Annotated in this window: 19 protein-coding genes and 2 pseudogenes; 18 read left to right on the forward strand and 3 right to left on the reverse strand. The window is 65.6% G+C overall.

All coding sequences use genetic code 11. The features are described from left to right. Positions 1-88: 88 nt before the first annotated feature. Together ACUXVA_RS12165 and ACUXVA_RS12170 are read left to right on the forward strand one after the other, a co-directional pair. A complete protein-coding gene (locus ACUXVA_RS12165; RefSeq protein ID WP_445492352.1) occupies positions 89-1,054 on the forward strand; it encodes a helix-turn-helix domain-containing protein in 966 nt (321 codons plus the stop codon). Between the two features lie 94 nt (positions 1,055-1,148). After that, positions 1,149-1,877: an alpha/beta hydrolase gene (locus ACUXVA_RS12170; protein ID WP_445492354.1), complete on the forward strand. Its 729-nt coding sequence runs from the start codon at positions 1,149-1,151 to the stop codon at positions 1,875-1,877. 130 nt (positions 1,878-2,007) lie between these two features. Here the strand turns inward: ACUXVA_RS12170 and ACUXVA_RS12175 are convergent, their stop codons facing one another. Continuing rightward, entirely contained in the window at positions 2,008-2,865 is an 858-nt protein-coding gene (locus ACUXVA_RS12175) for an N-acetylmuramoyl-L-alanine amidase (RefSeq protein ID WP_445492356.1), read from the reverse strand. A gap of 536 nt (positions 2,866-3,401) precedes the next feature. On the opposite strand from ACUXVA_RS12175, the gene rsmH reads away from it, so the two are divergent. From rsmH to murG, 10 genes are all read left to right on the forward strand, one after another. After that, entirely contained in the window at positions 3,402-4,397 is a 996-nt protein-coding gene (gene rsmH, locus ACUXVA_RS12180) for a 16S rRNA (cytosine(1402)-N(4))-methyltransferase RsmH (protein WP_445492358.1), read from the forward strand. A gap of 2 nt (positions 4,398-4,399) precedes the next feature. Then, the gene (gene ftsL, locus ACUXVA_RS12185; protein ID WP_445492360.1) at positions 4,400-4,780 is read left to right on the forward strand and encodes a cell division protein FtsL; all 381 of its coding nucleotides are present in this window, start codon (positions 4,400-4,402) and stop codon (positions 4,778-4,780) included. After that, entirely contained in the window at positions 4,777-6,540 is a 1,764-nt protein-coding gene (locus ACUXVA_RS12190) for a peptidoglycan D,D-transpeptidase FtsI family protein (protein ID WP_445492362.1), read from the forward strand. Before ftsL ends, ACUXVA_RS12190 begins: the two co-directional genes overlap by 4 nt. A gap of 79 nt (positions 6,541-6,619) precedes the next feature. After that, a complete protein-coding gene (locus ACUXVA_RS12195; RefSeq protein ID WP_445492364.1) occupies positions 6,620-8,077 on the forward strand; it encodes a UDP-N-acetylmuramoyl-L-alanyl-D-glutamate--2,6-diaminopimelate ligase in 1,458 nt (485 codons plus the stop codon). Continuing rightward, positions 8,074-9,510: a UDP-N-acetylmuramoylalanyl-D-glutamyl-2,6-diaminopimelate--D-alanyl-D-alanine ligase gene (locus tag ACUXVA_RS12200; protein WP_445492366.1), complete on the forward strand. Its 1,437-nt coding sequence runs from the start codon at positions 8,074-8,076 to the stop codon at positions 9,508-9,510. The genes ACUXVA_RS12195 and ACUXVA_RS12200 overlap by 4 nt, the downstream gene beginning before the upstream one ends. 9 nt (positions 9,511-9,519) lie before the next feature. Continuing rightward, the gene (gene mraY, locus ACUXVA_RS12205) at positions 9,520-10,602 is read left to right on the forward strand and encodes a phospho-N-acetylmuramoyl-pentapeptide-transferase (protein WP_265080074.1); all 1,083 of its coding nucleotides are present in this window, start codon (positions 9,520-9,522) and stop codon (positions 10,600-10,602) included. A 4-nt stretch (positions 10,603-10,606) separates the two neighbouring features. Next, positions 10,607-12,004, forward strand: coding sequence for a UDP-N-acetylmuramoyl-L-alanine--D-glutamate ligase (gene murD, locus ACUXVA_RS12210; protein ID WP_445492369.1), 1,398 nt, complete (start codon positions 10,607-10,609; stop codon positions 12,002-12,004). 196 nt (positions 12,005-12,200) lie between these two features. Then, positions 12,201-14,744: a sensor domain-containing diguanylate cyclase gene (locus ACUXVA_RS12215; protein ID WP_445492371.1), complete on the forward strand. Its 2,544-nt coding sequence runs from the start codon at positions 12,201-12,203 to the stop codon at positions 14,742-14,744. A 113-nt stretch (positions 14,745-14,857) separates the two neighbouring features. After that, positions 14,858-16,009 (forward strand): putative lipid II flippase FtsW, encoded by a 1,152-nt coding sequence (gene ftsW / locus ACUXVA_RS12220; protein ID WP_265080072.1) that lies wholly within the window; start codon positions 14,858-14,860, stop codon positions 16,007-16,009. 7 nt (positions 16,010-16,016) lie between these two features. Further along, a complete protein-coding gene (murG, locus tag ACUXVA_RS12225) occupies positions 16,017-17,117 on the forward strand; it encodes an undecaprenyldiphospho-muramoylpentapeptide beta-N-acetylglucosaminyltransferase (protein ID WP_445492374.1) in 1,101 nt (366 codons plus the stop codon). A 72-nt stretch (positions 17,118-17,189) separates the two neighbouring features. Here the strand turns inward: murG and ACUXVA_RS12230 are convergent, their stop codons facing one another. Further along, on the reverse strand, positions 17,190-18,095 hold the full coding sequence (locus ACUXVA_RS12230) for a LysR family transcriptional regulator (protein WP_445492376.1): 906 nt from the start codon (positions 18,093-18,095) through the stop codon (positions 17,190-17,192). A 110-nt stretch (positions 18,096-18,205) separates the two neighbouring features. On the opposite strand from ACUXVA_RS12230, the gene ACUXVA_RS12235 reads away from it, so the two are divergent. From ACUXVA_RS12235 to murB, 3 genes are all read left to right on the forward strand, one after another. Then, positions 18,206-19,378, forward strand: coding sequence for an MFS transporter (locus tag ACUXVA_RS12235; RefSeq protein WP_445492378.1), 1,173 nt, complete (start codon positions 18,206-18,208; stop codon positions 19,376-19,378). A 166-nt stretch (positions 19,379-19,544) separates the two neighbouring features. Further along, positions 19,545-20,948: a UDP-N-acetylmuramate--L-alanine ligase gene (gene murC, locus ACUXVA_RS12240; RefSeq protein WP_265080069.1), complete on the forward strand. Its 1,404-nt coding sequence runs from the start codon at positions 19,545-19,547 to the stop codon at positions 20,946-20,948. 210 nt (positions 20,949-21,158) lie between these two features. Beyond that, on the forward strand, positions 21,159-22,076 hold the full coding sequence (murB, locus tag ACUXVA_RS12245; RefSeq protein WP_265083823.1) for a UDP-N-acetylmuramate dehydrogenase: 918 nt from the start codon (positions 21,159-21,161) through the stop codon (positions 22,074-22,076). A gap of 41 nt (positions 22,077-22,117) precedes the next feature. On the opposite strand, the gene ACUXVA_RS12250 is transcribed toward murB, so the two are convergent. After that, positions 22,118-22,939, reverse strand: coding sequence for a bestrophin-like domain (locus tag ACUXVA_RS12250; RefSeq protein ID WP_445492381.1), 822 nt, complete (start codon positions 22,937-22,939; stop codon positions 22,118-22,120). Positions 22,940-23,092: 153 nt separating this feature from the next. Here ACUXVA_RS12250 and ACUXVA_RS12255 point away from each other — a divergent pair, with 153 nt between their 5' ends. From ACUXVA_RS12255 to ACUXVA_RS12265, 3 genes and pseudogenes are all read left to right on the forward strand, one after another. Further along, positions 23,093-24,079, forward strand: coding sequence for a D-alanine--D-alanine ligase family protein (locus ACUXVA_RS12255; protein ID WP_445492383.1), 987 nt, complete (start codon positions 23,093-23,095; stop codon positions 24,077-24,079). 165 nt (positions 24,080-24,244) lie between these two features. Next, positions 24,245-24,383 (forward strand): annotated as a pseudogene (locus ACUXVA_RS12260) (D-alanine--D-alanine ligase); the annotation flags it as partial. Between the two features lie 80 nt (positions 24,384-24,463). After that, a pseudogene (locus tag ACUXVA_RS12265) lies at positions 24,464-24,566 on the forward strand (cell division protein FtsQ/DivIB); the annotation flags it as partial. Positions 24,567-24,624 lie beyond the last annotated feature (58 nt).

Below are 24,624 nucleotides of genomic sequence, written 5' to 3' on the forward strand. Positions count from 1 at the left end.
TCCTCGTTCGTTGCCGCGATCGGATTGACAGGCCAATGCTGTCCTCGGAAGTTATCCAGATTCTATCGTTGTCGATCGCGGGGGGCATATGACGAGCAAGGATATTGCAGCCATCCAGCAATGGTCGACGCGGTTAGTCGAGCCTGCCCGACGCCTGGACTACTGGATTGGTGCGGTCTGTGCGAGCTTTCTCGAAATGGAGATAAAGTGCTCCGCACCGTCAGACTTCCACTGTGCCCTTGAGCGCGGGCAACTGGAAACGATCGGCATCAATCATGTGCAAGGCCATGGACAGCACGTTTATCGCACGCGGCCTGCCATCGTGCGCAGCGTTTCGAATTACTACTATCTCCTGTGCAAGGTCGACTTCGAATGGGCGGCTGTGCAAAATGATAATTCCGTATGTCTGCGACCCAACGATCTCCTGCTGATCGATTCACGGTGCCCGTACGAATTTCACTTTGAGGGAACCTCGAATACATTGTCGCTTGAGCTTCCGATAGCTTGGGTCGAATCCTGGATCAGCCAGCCGCAAAAGTGCATCGGGCGACGCATCGATGGTAACGTCGGCTGGGGGCTGGCACTGAGTGCTTTCGCACGGCAGTTGTCCCCCGCGCTTGCCTTGCATAGGCCCCTGCCGGCGCAGATTCTGACCGACCAACTCGGGGCCCTGCTGGCGCTTGCCTTCGGGGCCGAAGTCCCGGTCTCCGGATCGGATCGGCGGGGCGCCGAAAAGCTACTGGCCAAAATCCAGACTGTCGTTCGAATGCGCTACGCCGAGCCGGGACTGACGGCTGCAGCGGTCGCGGCGGATCTGCATGTCTCCGAGCGAACGCTGCATCGCTGCCTGAACGGTGCGGCCCTGACATTCGGCGGTCTTCTCTCCGAATGTCGAATGTCGGCTGCGCGCCGCATGCTGTCCGAAGCCCGGTTCGATCATGTCAGCGTCGGCGGCATTGGATTGAAGGTGGGCCTTTCCGATCCGTCCCATTTCATTCGCCAATGTCGCAGATATCTCGGCACGACGCCGGGGGAATTCAGAAGGTCCCGCTGAAATTGGCGTAGATGTCCTATGACGCTGGCAGGATATGGCCATTTTTCCGAGCCCGCGCCGATATGAATTACCAACCTCACTCGGAGAACCGCTGATGACTGGGTTGTATGTTCTCGTCCACGGCGCATGGCACACCGGCGCGGAAATGGAAGCCGTTGCCGGTCATCTACGAGGGAAGGGGCACGTCGTTCTCTGTCCGACCATCGCGGGCAACAATGCTGGCGATGACCGCAACGCGATCGGTCTCGAACAGTCGATTGCGTCCATCGTCGACTATATCGAATCCAAGGATTTGCGGGAGGTCCGGCTCGTCGGCCACAGCTACGGCGGCATGATCATTTCGGGCGTTGCCGATCGACTCACGGGCCGGATCAAGCGTCTGATCTATGTGAATGCTTTCGTTCCGTTGAACGGACAATGTCTCAACGATATGGTGCCGCCTCATTATATCGGCTTGTTCGATGCCGTTGCGGCCGGAAACAACGGCGCGGTGATGCTGCCGTTTGAAATCTGGCGCGAGAGCTTCATCAACGACGCCGACATCGAGCTGGCAAAATCCAGCTTTGCCAAACTCAACCCGCATCCCTACAAGACATTTACTGACAAAATTTACCTCAACCGCCCGCTTGCCGAGTTGCCGGTTGGAAAGTCTTACGTGAACTGCCGGCAGGATACGGCGCTGCCGCATGGCTTGCCCTGGCATCCTCGTCTATCCGAGCGTCTTGGCCTGTTTCGCCTTGTCGAATGCGACGGCAGCCATGAGATGTTTTTCAGCAATCCGGTCGAGCTTGCAGATGCAATCAACAGAGCCGGCCGCGATTAGATGCCGCCGATCTCTGGCGTTCGCCTGAACTGATCGATACGCTGCAGGCGCGCCGCCGCCGCGATGAAGCGCACCAAGCCTGTCACGCGCAATGGCAGCGGAGCACCGTGCGCCGCCTCGGCGGCGAAGACTAGCGCGCTGCGACGGTTTCGGCCGGCAGGCTGCCGAGCAGCGCCTGCAGCGTGGTCAGCGTCGAATGATCGGTGATGCCGTCGACGCGTTCGGGCCGGAAATGACGCTGGAATGCGGTGACTACTTCCATGGTCGACGAATCGTACTTGCCATTCGCCGCGATGCCGTAGCCGTAGCGCGCCAGCGCGTGCTGCAGTGCCAGCACGTCATCGCCCTCGGCGCCGAACTTGATGGTCTCGCCGCGCACGATCGGTGCCGGCAGCACCCAGTGGCCGACGCCGGAATTGGCCAGCGAATGCCACGGAAACTTTTCGCCGGGATCCTTCTTGCGCGACGGCGCCACGTCGGAATGGCCGAGCACGCGATGCGCCGGCAGTTCGTGGCGCAGCATGATGCCGCGGCACAGCGCGATAACCGCGGCGATCTGCCGGCGCGGGAAATCCGGATAGCCCCAGTCGTGGCCGCGATTGATGATCTCGATGCCGATCGAGCAGGAGTTGATGTCTTCCTCGCCGGCCCAGTAGCCGACGCCGGCATGCCACGCCCGCTTCGCCTCCGGTACGGTTTGCACGATGCGGCCGTCCTCCAGCACGATATAATGCGCGGAGACATCAGTGCCGGCGGTGCACAGCCGCGCGATGGCGCCTTCCACGTCGGGCATGCCGGTATAGTGCAGCACGATCATGTCGGCGAGCCGCCCGTTGTTGCGCTCGCCGAAGTTGGCTGACGGGATGACGTCGGAGACCACCGACGAGTCGGGGGTGAAGAGGGGCAGGTCCGCAGCGCCCTTGGGAAGCGGCAGTGGGAGCAGACGCTTCGAATCGGCTCCGGGCGGAGCGTACGAGCCTGTAGCCATGGGACAACTCAAACCGGTCAGGAGAACGCGCTCCGGATCGGCCGGCAGCACTTCAGGCGCACTATCCCGGCCACGGCCGCGCCGCGCAACGGTTCCGTGACGCCTGTGCAGCTTTTTCGCCGACATGTGGACGCCGGGCACCAGTTCCCGAAGCCGCTGCCATCGACGCCAAGCGACGCCGCGCCGGCGGCCAGTGCCTTAATTCCGTTCGGTACTATCAACCCTTTCTTAACGCTAAGCGACGTTACTGAGGGGTGAACAGCCGTCCCGTGAGGGCTGGCCGAGGTCCCTTTTGACGCTCAAATCCCATGGCAACCCTGCAATTTCCATGCGGACGACCGAATTTTCCTGCGCTTCGCGCGGGCGGCGCGGCGAATCGGACCGACAATCGCGTGGTGCTGCGGTCTTTCGAGCGGAAAGGCCGGGCAGCGCGCCGACAGTTGAGGCGACATGGGCCAGTCGGTGTCCAGTTTGACGTTGCGCCTCGATGCGAAGGGCCGGGTTATGCCGGTTCCGTCCTGCTGTGGAGCGGGCGCATGATCGCGCCTGCATCACGCCATATCCCGGTGCTCGGCCACGAGGCCGTCGACTTGCTCGCGCCACGCGAAGGCGGCGTCTATGTCGATGCCACCTTCGGTGCCGGCGGCTATTCCCGCATGATTCTCGCCGCGGCGGGAACCCGGGTCATCGGCATCGACCGCGACCGCACCGCCATCGCCGGCGGTTTCGATCTGGTCGATCAATCCGGGGGCCGGTTGTCGCTGGTGGAGGACCGCTTCTCGCATCTCGCCGACGTCTGCGCCGGGCAGGGCGAACCGTTGGTCGACGGTGTGGTGATGGATGTCGGCGTGTCGTCGATGCAGATCGACCAAGCCGAGCGAGGCTTTTCGTTCCGCTTCAGCGGGCCGCTCGACATGCGCATGGGCCATGACGGGCCGACCGCGGCCGACGTAGTGGCGAAGGCATCCGAGGCCGATCTCGCCAACATCATCTATATTTTCGGCGAGGAACGGCATTCCCGTGCCGTGGCCAAGGCCATCGTCGCCGCCCGCAAGGAGGCGCCGATCCTCACCACCGACGAACTGGTCACCGTCGTTTCCAAAGTCGTCTGGGCCAAGCCCGGCGAGATTCATCCGGCGACGCGCACGTTCCAGGCGCTGCGGATCTTCGTCAACGAGGAACTCGACGAACTGCACCTGGCCTTGGCCGCTGCCGAGCGCGTGTTGAAGCCGGGCGGCCGCCTCGCGGTAGTCTCGTTCCATTCGCTGGAAGACCGCATCGTCAAGAATTTCCTGAATGAGCGCAGCAAGACCGGCGGCGGCTCGCGGCATCTGCCGGAGATCGGGCTGTCCCGTCCGCGCTTCCATCTGCTCACCAAGCGCCCGATCGTGGCGGGCGGCGAGGAAGTCAGCGCCAACCCGCGCGCGCGTTCCGCCAAGCTGCGCGCTGCCGAGCGCACCGATGCGCCGGCGCAGGATGCCGGTCCATTGCCGGGCTGGCCGACGCTCGCCACTGTGCTGAGGGGAGGCTGAGCATGCGCATCATCCACCTCCTCGTGATCGCCATGCTGGTGTTCGCCGCGGCCTATGTCTACCGCATCAAGATGGAATCCACCGTGCGCACCGAGCGGGTGCTGCGGCTGCATGCCGACATCCGCGAGCAACGCGATGCCATCGCGTCGCTGCGCGCGGAATGGGCCAAGCTCGACGCGCCGATGCGGCTGCAGGGTCTCGCCGAGCGGCACCTGGCGCTGAAGCCGATCTCCGCCCAGCAATTCGACGCGCTCAAGAATCTACCGGACCGGCCGCCGAGCTTCGCCAAACCGGGCGATCCCGATCCGATCGGTGCGATGATCGATACGATCGATCCGGACATTGTCACCGGCACCTTGCCGTCGCCGGAGGACGCGCAATGACCGACCAATCCCCCATCATACACAAGCCGGCAGCAAAACCCGTTGAGCCCTGGCGCCAGCGGCTGATCCGCAGCCTGCTGTACGGACGCAATGTCGACCGCGCGGCAAAGGCGCGGGCGCGCGTCGGCCTTGCGATGCTCACCTTTGCCGGCATCTACGGCATCATCGCGCTTCGTCTGGTGATGTTCGCCGTCGGCGGCGACAGCCATGGCGAGCGTCGCGCCGCGCGCGACGCCATCGCCACCGCGCGGCCCGATATCGTCGACCGCAACGGCGATATTCTGGCCACCGACATCAAGGCCCCCAGCCTGTTCGCCGAGCCGCGCCGCATCGTCGACAAGGATGAGGCCATCGAGCTGCTGACCGCAACCCTGCCCGATCTCGACACTGCCGAGGTGCGCGAGCGCCTGATGTCCAAGAAGGGCTTCGTCTGGCTGAAGCGCGAGATCACCGCGCAGCAGCAGCGCGACATCCACAAGCTCGGCGTGCCCGGCGTCGGCTTCCTGCGCGAGAACAAGCGGGTCTATCCGAGCGGTGCCGCGGTCAGCCACGTGATCGGCTTGGTCAACACCGACAACCAGGGCATCGCCGGCATCGAGAAGTGGCTCGATACCAACGGCCTCGCCGACCTGCATCGCGCCGGCTTTGCCTCTGATCGCCTGCAGAAGCCGATCGAGCTGTCGGTGGATCTGCGCGTCGAGCATGCGCTACGCGACGAGTTGATGAAGGCGAAAGAAAAATACAGTGCCAAGGCGGCGTCGGGCCTGGTCTCCAACGTCAAGACCGGCGAGATCGTAGCGATGGTGTCGCTGCCGGATTTCGATCCGAACAATCCTAAGGAAGCCCACGATCCCGATCGTATCAACCGGCTCACAACCGGCGTCTATGAAATGGGATCGACCTTCAAGACGCTGACGCTGGCGATGGCGCTGGACGCCGGCAAGGCCAATCTCGGCACGATGTACGATGCGCGGATGCCGCTCAGCTACGGCAAGTTCAAGATCCACGATAGTCACAACCTCGGGCGCGCCATCTCGCTCGCTGAAGTGTTTACATTTTCCTCGAACATCGGTGCCGCGCGCGTCGCGCTGTCGATGGGGGTCGAGGCGCACAAGGCTTTCCTGAAGAAGGTCGGCCAGATGGACCGGCTGCGCACCGAACTGCCTGAGAGCGCCATGCCGATCGTGCCGAAGCGCTGGGGCGAACTCAATACCATCACCATCGCCTTCGGCCATGGCATCGCGGTGGCGCCGCTGCAGGCGGTGATGGGCATCAACGCCATGGTCAATGGCGGCTATCTGATCCCGCCGACCTTCCTGAAGCGGACCGAGGAAGAGGCGCTGGCGATCGGCAAGCGCGTGGTCAAGAAGGATACCAGCGACAAGATCCGCTATCTGATGCGCCTCAACGCCGAGTCCGGCACCGCGCGTCAGGCTGACCTTTTGTCCAAGGGCTACTATATCGGCGGCAAGACCGGCACAGCCGAAAAGGTCGTCGGCGGCCGTTATTCCAAGAAGCAGGTGCTGAATTCCTTCACCGCGGTGCTGCCGATGGACAATCCGCAATTCCAGGTGCTGGTGATGCTCGACGAGCCGAAAGCGCTGCCGGAAACCCACGGCTTCATCACCTCGGGCTGGAATGCGGTCCCTGCCGGCGGCAAGGTGATCGCCCGCATTGCGCCGCTGCTCGGACTTGAGCCCCGCTTCGATCTGCCGATGGCCGACCGCCTTATTCTTGCGGCATCGAGGGTGACACAGTAGCCGCGCAGGGCGCTTTACAGTCGGTTCAAAATGCGGTTTTCCAAGGCTGGAATGCCCCCGATCTCCGAGCAGGAACAGCATGAAACTGCGCGACCTCTTCAGCGATGACGCCGCGATGGACGCGCCTGCGGGCGACGCCGCCGTCAGCGGTCTTGCCGTGGACAGTCGCGCGGTGAAGCCTGGCGATGTCTTCTTCGCCCTCGCCGGCGCCAGGACCGACGGCGCGCGATTCGTCACCCAGGCCATCGCGGCCGGCGCCGTCGCCGTGGTCGGCGATCACGCGCATATCGGCCTGCCGGTGCCGTTCGTCACCACCCCCAATCCGCGCCGCGCGCTGGCGCTGGCCGCGGCAAGATTTTACCCGCGCCAACCCGCGGTCATCGCCGCGGTGACCGGGACCTCGGGCAAGACCTCGGTCGCGGCTTTCGCGCGGCAGATCTGGGAGCGGCTCGGCCACGTCGCCGCCAGCATCGGCACCATCGGCCTCGTCTCGCCACAGCGCACCGTCTATGGCTCGCTGACCACGCCGGACCCGATCGCGCTGCACCGCCAGCTCGACGAGATCGCGGGCGACGGCGTCACGCATCTGGCGGTCGAGGCCTCGTCGCACGGTCTCGATCAATATCGCCTCGACGGCATCCGCATCGCGGCCGGCGGCTTCACCAACCTGTCGCGCGACCACATGGACTATCATCCGACCGTCGAACATTACCTCGCGGCCAAGCTGCGGCTGTTTCGCGAACTTGTCGTCGATGACGGCGTCGCGGTGATATCAGCGGATCACGACTGTTCGGCGCAGGTGATCGCCGCGGCGCGCGGGCGAAACCTGCGCATCGTCACTGTGGGCCGCAACGGCGATGGTGCAGGTGCGGGTATCCGTCTCGTTGCCGCCGCCATCGACGGCTTTTCGCAATTGCTGACGCTGCAGCATTGTGGCCGCATGCATGACATCCGGCTGCCGCTGGTCGGCGAATTCCAGATCGAGAATGCGCTGGTGGCAGCCGGCCTGGTGATCGGCACCGGCGGCGACGCCGCCGAGGTGCTGGCATCGCTCGAGCATCTTGAAGGGGCAAAAGGCCGGCTGGAGCAGGTCGGCACCCACAACGGTGCGCCGGTGTTCATCGACTACGCCCACAAGCCCGACGCGCTGGCCAAGGCGCTGGACGCGTTGCGCCCATATGCGCCGCGAAAGCTGGTAGTGGTGATCGGCGCCGGCGGCGACCGCGACACCGGCAAGCGGCCGCTGATGGGCGCCATCGCCGCGGAGAAGGCCGACAGCGTCATCGTCACCGACGACAATCCGCGCAGTGAAGATCCCGCCGCGATCCGCGCGGCCATTCTCGCTGCCGCGCCCGGCGCGGTGGAGATCGGCGACCGCGCCGAGGCCATCAGGGTGGCCATCGCCGGGCTGCAGCAGGGCGATGCCTTGCTGATCGCCGGCAAGGGCCATGAGATCGGACAGATCGTTGGCGATCGCACGCTGCATTTCAGCGATCACGAAGCCGCTGCGGCGGCGCTTGCTGCGAGGGGCGCATGAGCGACATCCTGTGGACGACCGAAGCGATGGCCGAGGCGATGCGCGCCGAGGCCAGCGGCCCTTTGCCGGCCGGCATTACCGGTCTGTCGATCGATACCCGGACCATCGCGCCGAACGAGGCCTATTTCGCCATCAAGGGTGACGTCCATGACGGTCACGCCTTCGTCGATACGGCGCTGAAGGCCGGCGCCGGGCTCGCGGTGGTCGAACGCGCACAGCGCAGCAAATTCGCCGCCGACGCGCCGCTGCTGGTGGTCGATGACGTGCTGGCGGCGCTGGTCGATCTGGCCCGCGCCGCGCGCGCCCGGCTCGGCGCGCAGATCATCGCGGTCACCGGCTCGGTAGGCAAGACGTCCACCAAGGAAGCACTGCGGCGCGTGCTCGAAGCCCAGGGCGAGACCCACGCCTCGGTCGCGTCGTTCAACAATCACTGGGGTGTGCCGCTGTCGCTGGCGCGCTGCTCGGAGACCGCGCGCTTTGCCATCTTCGAAATCGGCATGAACCATTCCGGCGAGATCGAGCCGCTGGTGAAGCTGGTGCGACCGCATTTCGCGGTCATCACCACCGTCGAGCCGGTGCATCTGGAGTTCTTCGCCGGCATCGAGGCCATCGCGGACGCCAAGGCCGAGATTTTTTCGGGACTCGAGCCCGGCGGCACCGCCATTCTCAACCGCGACAACGGCCAGTTCGACCGGCTGCAGGCGCAGGCGACGAAGGCCGGCGTCTCGCGCATCGTGTCGTTCGGTACCGACGAGAAATCGGAAGCGCGGCTGCTCGATGTGGCGCTGCACCCGACCTGTTCGGCGGTGCATGCCAGCATTCTCGGCCATGACGTCACCTACAAGGTCGGCATGCCCGGCCGCCACATGGCGATGAATTCGCTGGCGGTGCTGGCGGCGGCCTCGCTGATGGGCGCCGACCTGGCGCTGGCGGCGCTGACCCTGTCGCAGGTGCAGCCGGCGACCGGACGCGGCGCCCGACACGTCCTGGAACTCGCAGGCGGCGAGGCCACCCTCATCGACGAGAGCTACAACGCCAATCCGGCCTCGATGGCGGCGGCGCTCAATGTGCTCGGCGCTGCCGCCATCGGTCCGCACGGCCGCCGCATCGCGGTGCTCGGCGACATGCTGGAACTCGGCCCCCAGGGCGCCGAATTGCACCGCGGACTGCTGGGAGCGATCCAGGCCAACAACGTCGATCTGGTGTTTTGCTGTGGTCCACTGATGCGCCAGCTGTGGGATGCCCTTTCCTCCGGCAAGCGGGGCGGCTATGCCGACAGTTCGGCAGCGCTCGAATCGCAGGTGCTCGCCGGAATCCGGGCCGGCGACGCCGTGATGGTCAAGGGCTCGCTCGGCTCGCGTATGAAACCGATTGTTACCGCGCTCGAAAAGCGCTTTCCCGGCAAGGCCGCGCTCGAAGATGCCGCGGTATAGGCGGTCTGAATGTTTTACTGGTTGATCGATATTTCCGGCAGCGTCCCGGTCTTCAACGTGTTCCGCTACATCACCTTCCGCACCGGCGGGGCCATGGTGACCGGCGCGCTGTTCGTGTTCCTGTTCGGGCCGTGGATCATCGACAATCTGCGGCTGCGCCAGGGCAAGGGCCAGCCGATTCGCAGCGACGGGCCGCAGTCGCATCTGGCCAAGGTCGGCACCCCGACCATGGGCGGGCTGATGATCCTGTCGGGCCTCGTGGTGTCCACTTTGCTATGGGCCAATCCGCGCAATCCCTATGTGTGGATCGTGCTGGCGGTAACGCTCGGCTTCGGTTTCGTCGGCTTCTATGACGACTATCTGAAGGTGACCAAGCAGACCGAAGCCGGCTTCGCCGGCCGCACCCGTCTGGCCATCGAGACGGCCATCGCGGCACTGGCCTGCTTTGCCTTCGTCAAGCTTGGCCGCGATCCGCTGTCGAGTTCGCTGGTGATTCCGTTCTTCAAGGACGTGATCATCAATTTCGGTTGGTTCTTCGTGATCTTCGGCGCCTTCATCGTGGTCGGCGCCGGCAATGCGGTGAACCTGACCGACGGCCTCGACGGCCTGGCCATCGTGCCGGTGATGATCGCCGCGGCGTCGTTCGGCATGATCTCGTATCTCGCCGGCAACGCGGTGTTCTCCGACTATCTGCAGATCAACTACGTCGCCGGCACCGGCGAACTGGCGGTGCTGTGCGGCGCGGTGCTCGGCGCCGGCCTCGGCTTCCTGTGGTTCAACGCGCCGCCGGCCTCGATCTTCATGGGCGATACCGGCTCGTTGGCGCTGGGCGGCATGCTCGGCTCCATCGCCGTGGCCGTGAAGCACGAGATCGTGCTGGCTGTCATCGGTGGCCTGTTCGTGCTCGAAGCCGTGTCGGTCATCGTGCAGGTGGCCTCGTTCAAGCTGACCGGCAAGCGCGTGTTCCGGATGGCGCCGATCCATCACCATTTCGAGCAGAAGGGCTGGACCGAGCCGCAGATCGTGATCCGGTTCTGGATCATCTCGGTGATGCTGGCGCTGGTCGGCCTCTCGACGCTGAAGTTGCGGTGACGCCTTGATCCCGGTCACATCCTTCGCAGGCAAAACGGTCGCGGTGTTCGGCCTCGGCGGCTCGGGCCTCGCAAGTTGCCATGCGCTGAAGGCCGGCGGCGCCGAAGTCGTGGCTTGCGACGACAGCATCGACCGCATGGTCGAGGCGGCACAAGCCAATTTCATCACCGCCGACCTGCGTACCGTATCGTGGGCCAATTTCGCCGCCTTGATCCTGACGCCGGGCGTGCCGCTGACCCATCCCGCGCCGCACTGGACCGTGCTGATGGCGCAGGCCGCGGGCGTCGAGGTGATCGGCGATATCGAGCTGTTCTGCCGCGAGCGCGCGCTGCATGCGCCGGACGCGCCGTTCGTGGCCATCACCGGCACCAACGGCAAGTCGACCACCACGGCGTTGGTCGCGCATCTGATGCGCGAGGCCGGCTTCGACACCCAGATGGGCGGCAATATCGGCACCGCGATCCTGTCGCTGCAGCCGCCGGCGATGGACCGCGTCCATGTGATCGAGCTGTCGTCCTACCAGATCGATCTCACGCCCTCGCTCAATCCGAGCGTCGGCATGCTGCTCAACGTCACCCCCGATCACATCGACCGCCACGGCACGCTGGAGCACTACGCCGCGGTGAAGGATCGCCTGGTGGCGCAGGTGCAGGCCGGCGGCACCGCACTGATATCTGTCGATGACGACTGGTGCCGCAACGCCGCCGACCGCATCGAAGCCGCCGGCAAGCCGGTGATCAGGGTTTCGGTGCAAGCGCCGCCTGCCGACGGCATCGTTGTCGACCACGATACCATCTACCGCATCGAAGGCGGCGAGCGCACAGCCATCGCCGATATCGCCGGCATCGGCTCGCTGCGTGGTGTCCACAATGCACAGAACGCCGCCTTCGCCGCCGCCGCGGTGCGCGCGCTCGGCGTCGGCAATGACGTGCTGCAAAAGGGGCTGCGCAGCTTTCCCGGTCTGGCCCATCGCATGGAGCAGGTCGGCCATCTGGGCGCTACGCTGTTCGTCAACGATTCCAAGGGCACCAATGCCGATGCCACCGCCAAGGCGCTGGCCTCGTTCAACGACATCTTCTGGATCGCCGGCGGCAAGCCGAAAGAGGGTGGCATCGCCAGTCTCGCCGAATTCTTCCCACGCATTCGCAAGGCCTATCTGATCGGCGAAGCCGCCGCCGATTTCGCCGCGACCCTCGAGGGCAAGGTGCTCTACGAGATCAGCGCCACGCTGGACAATGCCGTGCCCGCCGCCGCGCGCGACGCCGAGGCCGCCGGACTGATCGATGCCGTGGTGCTGCTGTCGCCGGCCTGCGCCTCGTTCGACCAGTTCCGCAACTTCGAGATCCGCGGCACCCGGTTCCGCGATCTGGTGCTGGCGCTGGATGGCATGAAACCGGCGTAAGCCAGCGAGCTCTTGCCGACATCCTCCATCACGGCCGCCGCCGAATTAATGCGCAATTAACGCTGCGCTCAACTGCCCCCTCGGCTGGCCGGGCGGATCGGCGACCGCAACCAATTCTCAAGCTGAAAATCGGTATCATCCTGCCGGATGACCTAGGGGTGTGCACCCCGGAAGTGGCGGATCTGGGGATACCGAAATGACCTTGCGTGGCTTGCTGACGCTTCAGACGCAGCGCACAATGCTGGTAGTGGCGGTCGTGCTGGGAGCCGGATTGGCGGCCACCTTCGCGGCCCGCTATCTGTCTGAACGGGCCGCTGTCGCCGACGTGCAGCACCGCTTCAGCGCCGATGCCGAAGAAGTTTCCCGGGCGATCAGTCAGCGCCTCCATACTCATGCTGAAGTGCTGGTTGGCCTGCAAGGCCTATACGCCTCGATCGGTCGCGTCGATCGCGCCCAGTTCCGCCGCTACATCGATGTGCTGGAGCTTGGCCGTCGCTATCCCGGTTTCCAGGCGTTGCAGGAATTGCGTCACGTCAGACCGGATCGCCTCGAGGCGTTTGTCGACGAAGTGCGCGCAGACAGGAGTGTGGAACTCGATGGCGTGCCGGATTTCTCCGTACGCCCGCCGGGACCGCGTGCGATCTATAACATCGTCGAATTCGTTGAGCCGATCGCCGGCAATGAAAACGCACTGGGCTTCGACGCCGGTGCCAATCCTGCGCAGTTGGATTCCCTGCGACGTTCGGCCGAGACCGGGCGCATCGTGGCCACGCCGCCGGTGAAGCTGGTGCAGGATACGTCCGGCGGGTTTGGCTTCATCATACGCGCGCCGATCTATCGCAACGGTGAGCCTGTGCAAACCGTAGCGCAGCGCAACGCAGCGCTTTTTGGCTTTGTGGCTTCGGTCTACCGTATCAACGATCTGATGAACGGCATTCTCGATCCCCGCACGCTGAAGCAGATGCATATTCAGGTGGTCGACCGCGGCTATGCCACGCCGACCAGCACGGGAGCGTTGATCGGCGAGCCGGAGAATCCGACCGGCCCGGCAACGCTGATGTACGACAGCGTCGAGAACAATCTCGGTCTTGCCGCGCAGGTCGAGCGTCCGGCAGGCATTTCAACGGAGCGTTCGCTGGTCGTGGGCGAGCGGGTGTGGCGTGTGATCTTCACGCCCAATCCCGGTCCCGCCTATCAGATCAGTCCCCTGGCTTCGAATGTGATCCTCGGCAGCGGCCTCGTGATCAGCGTGCTGGCGTTGCTGCTTGTCGTCATGATGATGGACGGCCGGCGCATGTCGGGGAATCTCAGCCGCCTGCGTGCCGAACAAAGCGCGCTGGTCGATAATCCTCTTGCCGGCATCCTGTTCACGGCCGGGCACGACATCCTGCGCGGCAACAATCGCATCGCCGAATTTTGCGGCCGCGGGGCCGAGACGTTGCCCGGCAGGAAGATCGGGGAGTTGCTTGCAAGCGAGGACGATCTGGCTGCCTTCGATGCCGCGCTCGCCAGGATCCGGAACAGCGCTGTTGTCACTGAAGTCTCCCTGCGCCTGCGCCGCGAAGATGGATCGATCCTCGAAGTCGATGCCTATGGCAAGCCGCTGGCGAGGGGCGCCATCCTCTGGGTGATGCAGGACAAGACCGCTGCCCTGGCCGCGGAATCCGAGCGGCGTGCGCATGGGCTGGCCATGGAACAGGCCAACGCACAGTTGGCGGCCTCGCTGCGCTCCGCCGAAATTCGTGCCAAGGAGATTGCACTGCTGACCGAGCTCTCCGGCGTGGTGCAATCCTGCCAGACGCGCGATGAGGTTTTCGCGGCAGTCCAGACTTACGCCGGCTTTCTGTTTCCGGAGGAAGCGGGTGCGCTGTACTACTTGAACGATGCGCGTACGACCGTTCAGCGCGGCGCCCATTGGGGGGCGCTGCAGGCTGACGTCGTCTCGTTTCCCGTCGACGATTGCTGGGCGCTGCGGCGCGGCACGACGTTTCCGATTTCCGAAGCCAGTCAGGGCCTCACCTGCCACCATGTGGGCGAGTGCGACCACGGCCGCATGACCTTCGTCTGCCAGCCGCTCATCGCGCAGAACAATCTGCTCGGGCTGTTGTATCGCGAGCACCCCGCAGCGTTCCGCGCCGGCGCCGACCAACTCGCTACCATGCTGGCCGAGCAGGTCTCGCTGGCGATGGCCAATCTCGAATTGCGTGAGTTGCTGCGGCAGCAGGCGCTACGCGATCCGTTGACCGACCTCTATAACCGCCGTTATCTCGAAGACGCGCTGACCCGTGAGACGACGCGCTGCACCCGCGATGGCGAGTCGCTCGCGGTGGCAATTCTCGATATCGACCACTTCAAGAGTATCAATGACAGCCGCGGCCATGAGGCTGGTGACGCCGTCCTGCGCGCTCTGAGCCGAATCCTGCGGGAGGTCACCGGCGAGGCCGACGTCGTCGGCCGCTTCGGCGGGGAGGAATTTCTGCTGATCATGCCGGGGGCGACGCCGGAGACCGCGCGCTTGCGACTGGAGCAGATACTGGACGCGGTGCGCGGCATGAGGGTGGCGCTGCCCGGCGGCGTGCTGGACGGCGTGACCGCTTCGGTCGGCATCGCGGTGATGCCGCTGCATGTGGCACGCGGCGAAGATCTGATGGGGGCGGCGGATGTGGCGCTTTACCGCGCAAAGGCCGACGGCCGCGACCGGGTGACGGTCAGCGATCAGGTAGCGGAAGCCGCGGCATAGGGCAGGCGAACGCCCGCGGCCTGCCCCGTGAAGGTCAAAAAATCCACACTTCATTAACCCTCTGGCAACCACGATGGCGCACCAATGGAGATCATCTGCCCGCAGGACCGCCCATGATCTCCCGTGAACAGCGCACCCCCTTCAGCGAGTGGTGGTGGACCGTGGACCGCCTGCTGCTGGCGGCGATCATCGCGCTGATGCTGGCGGGCGTCATCCTGTCGCTGGCGGCCTCGCCGCCGGTGGCGACAAGGATCGGGCTCGACCCGTTTCACTTCTTCAATCGCCACGTCCTGTTCCTGATCCCGTCCTTCATCGTGCTGATCGCCGTCTCGTTCCTGTCGCCGCGGCAGATCCGGCGCGGCGCGCTGATCATCTTCGCGATCTCCGTCGTGCTGATCGTCGCGACGTTGCTGATCGGTCCCGAGGTCAAGGGCGCCAAGCGCTGGATCACCATTCTCGGTGTCAACATCCAGGCCTCGGAATCCGCCAAGCCGTCCTTCGTCGTGGTCGCCGCCTGGCTGTTCTCGGAGTCCGCGCGCAAGCCGGACATGCCGGCGACCTCGATGGCGGTGGTGTTGCTGCTGATGCTGGTGTCGCTGCTGGTCCTTGAGCCGGACTTCGGCCAGACCATGCTGATCCTGATGGTGTGGGGCTCGCTGTTCTTTATCGCGGGGATGCGCATGGTCTGGGTGTTCGGCCTGGCGGCTACGGCCGCGGGCGGCCTGTTCACCGCCTACCTGTTCGTCCCGCATGTCGCCGGCCGCATCAAGCGCTTCATGGATCCGGCCTCCGGCGACACCTTCCAGGTCGACACCGCGATGGAGGCCTTCGGCAATGGCGGCTGGTTCGGGCTCGGGCCGGGCGAGGGCATCGCCAAACGCAGCCTGCCGGACAGCCACACCGACTTCGTGTTCGCGGTCGGCGCCGAGGAATTCGGCATTCTGCTGTGCCTGGCTTTGCTGGCGCTGTACGCCTTCATCGTGATCCGCGCGCTGTCGCGCGCTTATGCGACCGAGGATCTGTTCACGCGCTTTGCGGCGTCGGGCCTGGCGATCCTGTTCGGCGTGCAGGCGTCCATCAACATGGCGGTCAACCTGCATCTCATTCCCGCCAAGGGCATGACGCTGCCGTTTCTGTCCTATGGCGGCTCCTCGATGATTTCGCTCGCCTACAGCGTCGGCATGCTGCTGGCGCTGACGCGGATGCGGCCACGCACGGAGGTGGAGTCGATCAGCGACGCCAACGCCGCGCCCACCTACGCCTGATGATCCCATGAGCGACGCGCCCCTCATCCTGCTCGCCGCCGGCGGCACCGGCGGCCACCTGTTTCCGGCCGAGGCGCTCGGCGTTGCGCTGATGAAGCGCGGGCTGAGGGTGCGCCTCGTCACCGACTCGCGCGCGCTGAAATACAGCGGTCTGTTTACCCGCGACACCATCGACGTGGTGCCGAGCGAGACGTTGCGCGGCCGCAACCCGATCGCACTGGCGCGCACCGGAATCATGCTCGCCGCCGGCACCGTCATGGCGCTCAACCTGATGCGTCGCGTGAAGCCCGCCGCCGTGATCGGCTTCGGCGGCTACCCGACGCTGCCGCCGCTGTTCGCCGCACGGCTGTTCGGCGTGCCCACCGTCATCCACGATTCCAACGCGGTGATGGGCCGCGCCAACCGCCTGCTGTCCGGCCATGTCAGTGCCATCGCCACCTCGTTGCCCGGAGTGCTCGACCGCGATCCCGAATTGTCGAAGAAGACCACCACGACGGGCACGCCGATGCGCCCGGCAATTCTCGCCGCCGCGGCCGTGCCCTATGCGGTGCCGGATCTCACCGGGCCGCTGCGCCTGCTGGTGGTCGGCGGCAGCCAGGGCGCGCGGATCATGGCCGACATCGTGCCGTCCGCTATCGAAAAACTCGAACCGGCGCTGTGGCACCGGCTGGTGCTGACCCAGCAGGTCCGCGACGAGGACATGGCGCGGGTCCGCGCGGTCTACGACCGCCTGAAGATCAAGGTCGAACTGGCGCCGTTCTTCAGCGACCTGCCGGCGCGGCTCGCCGCCAGCCATCTGGTGGTGTCGCGCTCGGGCGCCGGTACCGTGGCCGAGCTCGGGGCCATCGGCCGGCCCTCGATCCTGGTGCCGCTGCCCGGCGCGCTGGATCAGGACCAGTTCGCCAATGCCGGCGTGCTGGTCGATGCCGGCGGCGCGTTGCGTATCGCGCAGCCGGATTTCACCCCGGATCGCCTTGCCGCGGAAATTTCGGCGCTGGCCGCCGAACCGGCGCGGCTCACCGCCATGGCGAAGGGCGCGCGCACCGTCGGCAAGCTCGACGCCGCCGATCGCCTCGCCGATCTGGTGGCAAAGGTCGCGGGGATCTGAAAAGAACTCGTCGTTCCGGGTTCGGTCGGGCCGCGCCCTCGCGCCCCGGAACGACGGCGGTTGGCCGGTGAGCTATAGTCGCACCTTCTCCACCAGATAATCCAGCAGCGCCCGCACCCGCGCCGGCAACTGACCGCCGTGGCCGACGAACACGGCATGGACAGGCTCGATATCGCCGGGATTGAAATCCTCGAGCACGAGCGCCAGCCGACCGCCCGCGATATCGTCCTCGACATGGAAGCGTGTCAGCCGGGCGATGCCCATGCCTGCGAGCGCCAGGTGCTGCATCGCTTCGCCGTCGCTGACCAGTGCATTGCCCGACGGAATCACGGTGATCGTCCTGCCGTCCCGCTCCCTGAACGGCCAGCCGTTCTTCCATTTGCTAAAGCCGAAATCGAGCAGGTTGTGTCCGGCAAGATCGTCCGGCGTGTTCGGCACGCCGCGCTCGGCGAGATAAGCGGGCGAGGCGACGACGACCATCCGGCTGTCGCCGAGCTTTCGCGCGAGCAGGCGCGACTCGCGCATGGCGCCGACGCGAATGGCGACATCGGCTCGCTGCTCCAGCAGATCCACCACGGTGTCGGTCAGCGTCACCTCGACTTTGATATCGGGATAGCGGCGGGCGAAATCCGGCAGCAGCGGCAGCAGCCGGTGCAGCCCGAACGGCACGCTGGTGTTGACGCGCAGCAAGCCGCTCGGCGTCGCCCCGACCGCCGCCTCGCGCTCGGCGGTGGCCATGTCGTCGAGCACGCGCACTGCGCGCTCATAGAACGCGCTGCCTTCCGGCGTCAGTTGCAGCTTGCGGGTCGAGCGGTTGATCAGGCGCACGCCGAGCCGGGCCTCGAGCCGCGAGATCAGCTTGCTGACCGCCGAAGGCGACATTCGGAAGGCCCGGGCGGCTGCGGAGAAGCCGCCGAGTTCAACCACCCGTGCAAAAACCTCCATCTCGCCGGACCGGTTGACGTCAAGGCGTGCCATGGTGATTTCAATTCATAAATGTTGTTCCAACAACGTGTCTAACTCATGAATGACATTCGGTCCAGTTTACATGCAGGAGCATGTTGCTCTGCAGCACATTGGAACCCGTCATGCCTCTCGCACTTTATGCGCTTACCGCCGGCGCCTTCGGAATCGGCGTCACCGAATTCGTCATCATGGGATTGCTGATCGAAGTCGGCGGTGACCTCCACGTGTCGATTCCGGCCGCGGGGCTGCTGATCTCCGGCTACGCGCTGGGCGTGGTGCTCGGCGCCCCCATCATGACCGTCGCCACCAGCCGCTGGCAACGCAAGACCGTGCTGCTGGTGCTGATGGGCATCTTCACGGCGGGCAACCTCGCCTGCGCCCTGGCGCCGGATTACTGGAGCCTGATGGCGGCGCGGGTGGTGACCGCCTTCGCCCACGGCACCTTCTTCGGCGTCGGCTCGGTGGTGGCCACCAGCCTGGTGGCGGCGAACAAGAAGGCATCGGCGATATCCATCATGTTCGCAGGCCTGACGGTCGCCACCATTCTCGGCGTGCCGTTCGGCACCTGGCTCGGACAGGCCTATGGCTGGCGCGCCACCTTTTTCGCGGTGACGTTGGTCGGACTGGCCGCCCTGACCGCGGTGGCGTTGCTGGTGCCGCCCGTCAAGGCGCCGCAAGAGCACAGCAAGCTGTCGGATGATCTGGCGGTTCTGGTTCGGCCGCAGGTGCTGCTGGCGTTCCTGACGACGATTCTCGGCTGGATCGGCATCTTCGCGCTGTTCACCTACGTTGCCCCGATCCTGACCCGCATCTCCGGCTTTAGCGACGCCGCGGTGTCGCCGATCCTGCTGGTGTTCGGCGCCGGCGCCATTGTCGGCAACCTGCTGGGCGGCCGCTTCGCCGACCGCTGGCCGGCGGGCAGCGTATTCGGCAGCCTGCTGCTGCTCGCCGCGGTGCTGGCCTCCGTCAGCCTTGCCGCCCACAACCAGGTCGCCGTCGTCATCGCCATTGCGCTGCTTGGCGCCGCAGCCTTCGCCACCGCCGCGCCGCTGCAGATGGCAGTGCTGCACAAGGCCGAGGGCGCCGGGCAAAGCCTCGCTTCCAGCTTCAACATTGCCGCGTTCAATCTTGGCAATGCCATCGGCGCTTGGCTCGGGGGTGCGGTGATCGCCCATGGCGGGCTGAATGCGGTACCTTGGGTGGCCGCCATCGCGCCGCTGGCGGGAGTCGCGGTGGCCGTTCTGGCCAACCGCATGGACGGTGCGCCAGTGCCGCGTCCCGCCGCGGCCGAGTAGGGGCTGCCATCACAAAAGGGGCCGAAATCCGGCCGATCCCGCTGGGAAATCGACATTTAAGTGTCATGGCCGGGCTTGTCCCGGTCATCCCTGTCTTGCATGAAGGAGGCAGATTCGCAGACGTTGGCCCCGCTCGGGTCACGACGCACAGAGACGAGAGCCCCCCATGAGACTGCCCCGCGAGATCGGCCCCATCCACTTCGTCGGGATCGGCGGCATCGGCATGAGCGGCATTGCCGAAGTGCTGTGCAACCTCGGCTACACGGTGCAGGGCTCCGACGCTTCGGAAAGCGCCAACGTCAACCGGCTCAGGGAAAAGGGCATCAAAGTCACCGTCGGCCACAAGGCCGACAACGTTGCCGGTGCCGATGTGCTGGTGGTCTCCACCGCCATCAAGCGCGACAATCCAGAACTGCTGGCGGCCCGCGCCCAGCGCATCCCGGTGGTGCGCCGCGCCGAGATGCTGGCCGAACTGATGCGGCTGAAAAGCTGCGTGGCTATCGCCGGCACTCACGGCAAGACCACGACCACCTCGATGGTGGCCGCCTTGCTCGATGCCGGTGAACTCGATCCCACCGTGATCAACGGCGGCATCATCAACGCCTACGGCACCAATGCGCGGCTCGGCGCCGGCGACTGGATGGTGGTGGAGGCCGACGAGAGCGACGGCACCTTCCTCAAGCTGCCCGCCGACGTCGCCATCGTGACCAACGTCGATCCCGAACATCTCGATCACTTCGGCACCTTCGAAGCGGTGCAGGACGCGTTCCGCCACTTCGTCGAGAACGTGCCGTTCTACGGCTTTGCGGTGATGTGCATCGACCATCCGGTGGTGCAGACCCTGGTCGGCAAGATCGAGGATCGCCGCATCATCACCTACGGCACCAATCCGCAGGCCGACGTGCGGCTGCTCGACCTGCATCCGGCCAATGGCGGCTCCGCCTTCAGGGTGGCGTTCCGCGACCGCAAGGCCGGGACATCCCATGAGATCGCCGATCTGGTGCTGCCGATGCCCGGCCGCCACAACGCGCTCAACGCCACCGCCGCCATCGCCGTCGCCCATGAGCTCGGCCTCACCGATGACATGATCCGCAAGGCGCTGGCCGGCTTCGGCGGCGTCAAGCGCCGCTTCACCAGGACCGGCGAGTGGAAAGGCGTCACCATCATCGACGATTACGGCCACCATCCGGTGGAGATCTCGGCGGTGCTGCGGGCGGCGCGGGAATCCACCGAAGGCAAGGTCATCGCCGTGGTGCAGCCGCATCGCTTCACCCGCCTGCAGTCGCTTTTCGAGGAATTCTGCACCTGCTTCAACGACGCCGACACGGTGGTGGTCGCCGAAGTCTATCCGGCCGGCGAGGCGCCGATCGAAGGCATCGATCGCGATCACTTCGTGCTCGGCCTGCGCGCCCACGGTCACCGCCAGGTGATCCCGCTGCAGGAATCCGCGGCGCTCGCGGGCCTGATCGCCGGCGTCGCCAAACCCGGCGACACCGTGGTCTGCCTCGGCGCCGGCAACATCACGCAGTGGGCTTACGCGCTGCCGGGCGAGCTGAAGGCGTTGGGGTAACGACTGCGATGGTCGACGCGCTCTCCACACGCGCAGTCGCGCCCCCTCTCCCCCGGGCGCAGCGAAGCTGCGTCTGGCGGGAGAGGGTGGGGGAGAGGGGGCGCCACACGCTCCGTCGCCCGCGGCTCCCCCTCTCCCGTCTTCGCTTCGCGAAGCCACCCTCCCCCGCAGGGGGGAGGGGACCCAAACATGACCAGCTTACCGGGCAGCATGACCTTTCCCGACCTCAGCGCCGACTTGAAATCCGCCATGCCCGAACTTCGCGGTCGGCTGCTGGCGAATGAATCGCTGGCGCCGCTGACCTGGTTTCGCGTCGGCGGCCCGGCGCAAGTCCTGTTCACGCCTGCGGATGAGGACGATCTCGCATACTTCCTGTCGCGGCTGCCGATGGACATTCCGGTCACCGTGGTCGGCGTCGGCTCCAATCTGATCGTGCGCGACGGCGGCATTGCCGGCGTGGTGATCCGCCTCAGCCCGCGCGGTTTTGGCGCGACGACGGCAGAGAACGACATCGTCAGCGCCGGCACCGCTGCGTTGGACAAGCGCGTGGCGGAGACCGCGGCGGCCGCCAATATCAGCGGTCTCGAATTCTACTTCGGAATTCCCGGCTCGATCGGCGGTGCGCTGCGCATGAATGCCGGCGCCAATGGCGGCGAGACGAAGGACGTGCTGATCGAGGCCACCGGCATCGGCCGCGACGGGACGAAACACGTGTTCAACAACGCCGCGATGCAGTTCGTCTATCGCAACAGTGGCGTCGACCCGTCCATCATCTTCACCTCTGCAAAATTCCGCGGCGTGCTCACTGAGTCTTCGATGATCCGCGCCAAGATGGATGCGGTGCAGGCGCATCGCGAGACTGCGCAGCCGATCCGTGAAAAGACCGGCGGCTCGACCTTCAAGAACCCGCCCGGCCACAGCGCCTGGAAGCTGGTCGACGCCGCCGGCTGCCGCGGACTGCGCGTCGGCGGCGCGCAGGTGTCGGAAATGCACTGCAATTTCCTGATCAACACCGGCGATGCCACCGCCGCCGACATCGAGACGCTAGGCGAGACCGTGCGCGCGCGGGTACTGGCGCAATCCGGCATCGACCTGCACTGGGAAATCAAGCGCATAGGGGTCGTGTAGTGTTGTTCCTCACCTCTCCGCGTTGGGGAGAGGTGAGGAGGCTACTTCGCAGCAGGCGCCACTGCTGGCGCGGGCTCGACCGGCGCCACCACATCGCTCAGCGCCAGCAGCCGCTGCAACGGTGCCGGCGATACCTGGAACGTGCCTTGGAACGGATGTTCCTGCAGCGCGATCAGCCCGAGTGCGACGATGGCGGCGGTGCCGAACACCGTGAGAGCGGCGAGCATCGCGCGCGGTCGTTCGAGATGCACGAGCGCCAGTCCCACCTGGGTCATGACGCCGAGGATCAGCACCGAAATCCACTTGATGTCGTTGGTGCGGTCGGACGACAGGCTGAGCCGGTCACCGCGCGCGGTGCCGACGCGGACCGCTGCGCTCAGCAACGCGGCATGAATCGCGCCGCTGGCGTCCTTGGTGATGGCGGGGTCGCTGACCTCGCGCAGCAGCGTGTCATAGGCGGCACGGGTCTTCGCCGAACTGCCGGCCTCGACCATCTCCGGCCATTCTTCCTGCACCGCGGAGCGGGCGTAGTCCTTGAGCGCCACGCGGATGGTTCGCATGTCGGTCACCGACGCCACGCTCAGCGTATAGATGTTGCGCAATTCGCCGGCCTCGGTCTGCACCGCGCGCAGCGCCTGGCGGTTGCGGTCGCCGATGTCGTTGGCGAGAAAGCTGGTCAGCAGTCCGAACAGGATCGCCAGGCAGGAAAAGAACGGCGCCACCACCCCGATCAGGGACTGGATGCGGCTGCGGAGCGGCGAGCGGAACGTCACGCCGGCCAGCGCCAGCGCCGTGCCATAGTAAAGCGTGCAGAGCGCGGCGAAAATGCCCAGCGTGGGCAGGTCGAGCCAGGCCTTGAGCATCGATCGGGTCTCTCCCGCTTGGGACAATGGGGCAGGGGTCGCGTTGCGGACGCAAATCAGCAATATCTGACTCGTGCCCGGGAATGCTATTGGCCGACGGGCATGGCTGGGGCTGAATCGGGGCATCGATCGATGACGGAACGGGATGAATCAATGCGGATCACGATTCTGTTCGGCGGTCTGAACAAGGAGCGGCTGGTCTCGGTGGCCACCGCGCAGGCGCTGCACGCGGCGCTGCCGGAAGCCGAGCTGTGGTTCTGGGACGCCGACGACCGCGTCTACGCCACCCGACCGGAAACACTGCTCGGTCATGCGCGTCCGTTCGAAGATCCGTTCAAGCCCGCCTGCGCCAGCATTGGGCTGCTGGCGCAGGCGCTCGACCAGGCGAAGGCGGAAAATCGCGTGCTGGTGCTCGGCCTGCATGGCGGGATGGCCGAGAATGGCGAGTTGCAGGCGATGTGCGAGATGCGCGGCATCCCGTTCACGGGCTCCGGCTCGGCGTCGTCGAACCTCGCTTTCGACAAGGTGGCGGCCAAGCGCTTTGCCGCCATCGCCGGCGTCACCGTCGCGCCTGGCGTGGCGCCCGACCAGATCGACGAGGCTTTCGCCGCGCACGGCCGGCTGATCGCCAAGCCGGCCCGGGACGGTTCGAGCTTCGGCCTGATCTTCGTCAATGCGAGCCAGGATCTGGTCGCGGTGCGCCGGGCGGCGAAGATCGAGGAGTATGTGATCGAGCCGTTCGTCGCCGGTGTCGAGGCCACCTGCGGCGTACTGGAGCAGGCAGACGGTTCGCTGATCGCGCTGCCGCCGATCGAGATCATCCCGGCGGATGGCGGCTTCGACTATCATTCGAAATATCTCGCCTCGGCGACGCAGGAAATCTGCCCCGGCCGGTTCAGCCCAGAGATCAGCGCCGTCATAATGGATTTCTCGGTCAGGGCGCACCGAGCGATGTCGTGCCGCGGCTATTCGCGGTCGGATTTCATCGTGTCGGCCAATGGCCCAGTCTATCTCGAAACCAACACCCTGCCGGGCCTGACCAAGGCCTCGCTCTACCCCAAGGAGCTGAGAGTCCAGGGCATCAGCTTTGTCGATTTCCTGCACGGCCAGATTGCAATCGCGACGAAGCGGGTGGGGTGACCTACTGGGCTGTCGTCGCCCGCGAAAGCGGGCGACCCAGTATTCCGAGACGCCGGCGACGATGCTGATATGCCGCCGCTTACTGGGTCACCCGCTTTCGCGGGTGACGACACCCGGCACGGCGGCCCCCCGGTTCCATCCGACTCATCCGCAACACTCCGGCTAAAGTCTTCTGAAACCGCATCTAATCATGTGCTGCCCCGGGCAACTTTACACTTTGTTTACCAGGAAGTCCGAAGGTTAACGCTGGCGGCGCATGTGGCGCTTGGCTGCCGGTGCGCGAGCCGTGCGGAGTTCCGCGACGACTCATGCAGCGACATTCGGGATATCACCTGGGCCATAGCCCGCAGCGGATGCGGGCATAACATGTAACGAGCGCGTGCAATGGATGGTGGAGGACGCCTCTCTCGATCGGTGAGATCGCTGGGGCCCCAAACTGACCTGAGATTGGCTGCCATTGGCGCGGCCATACTGCTGCGCGAGCAGCCTGGCGCCGCTTGCCGATTTTCTTGCCCGTTGTTCTGCCCGTTTCCGGGCTCCGAAGC

The organism is Rhodopseudomonas sp. RCAM05734, assembly GCF_052658035.1.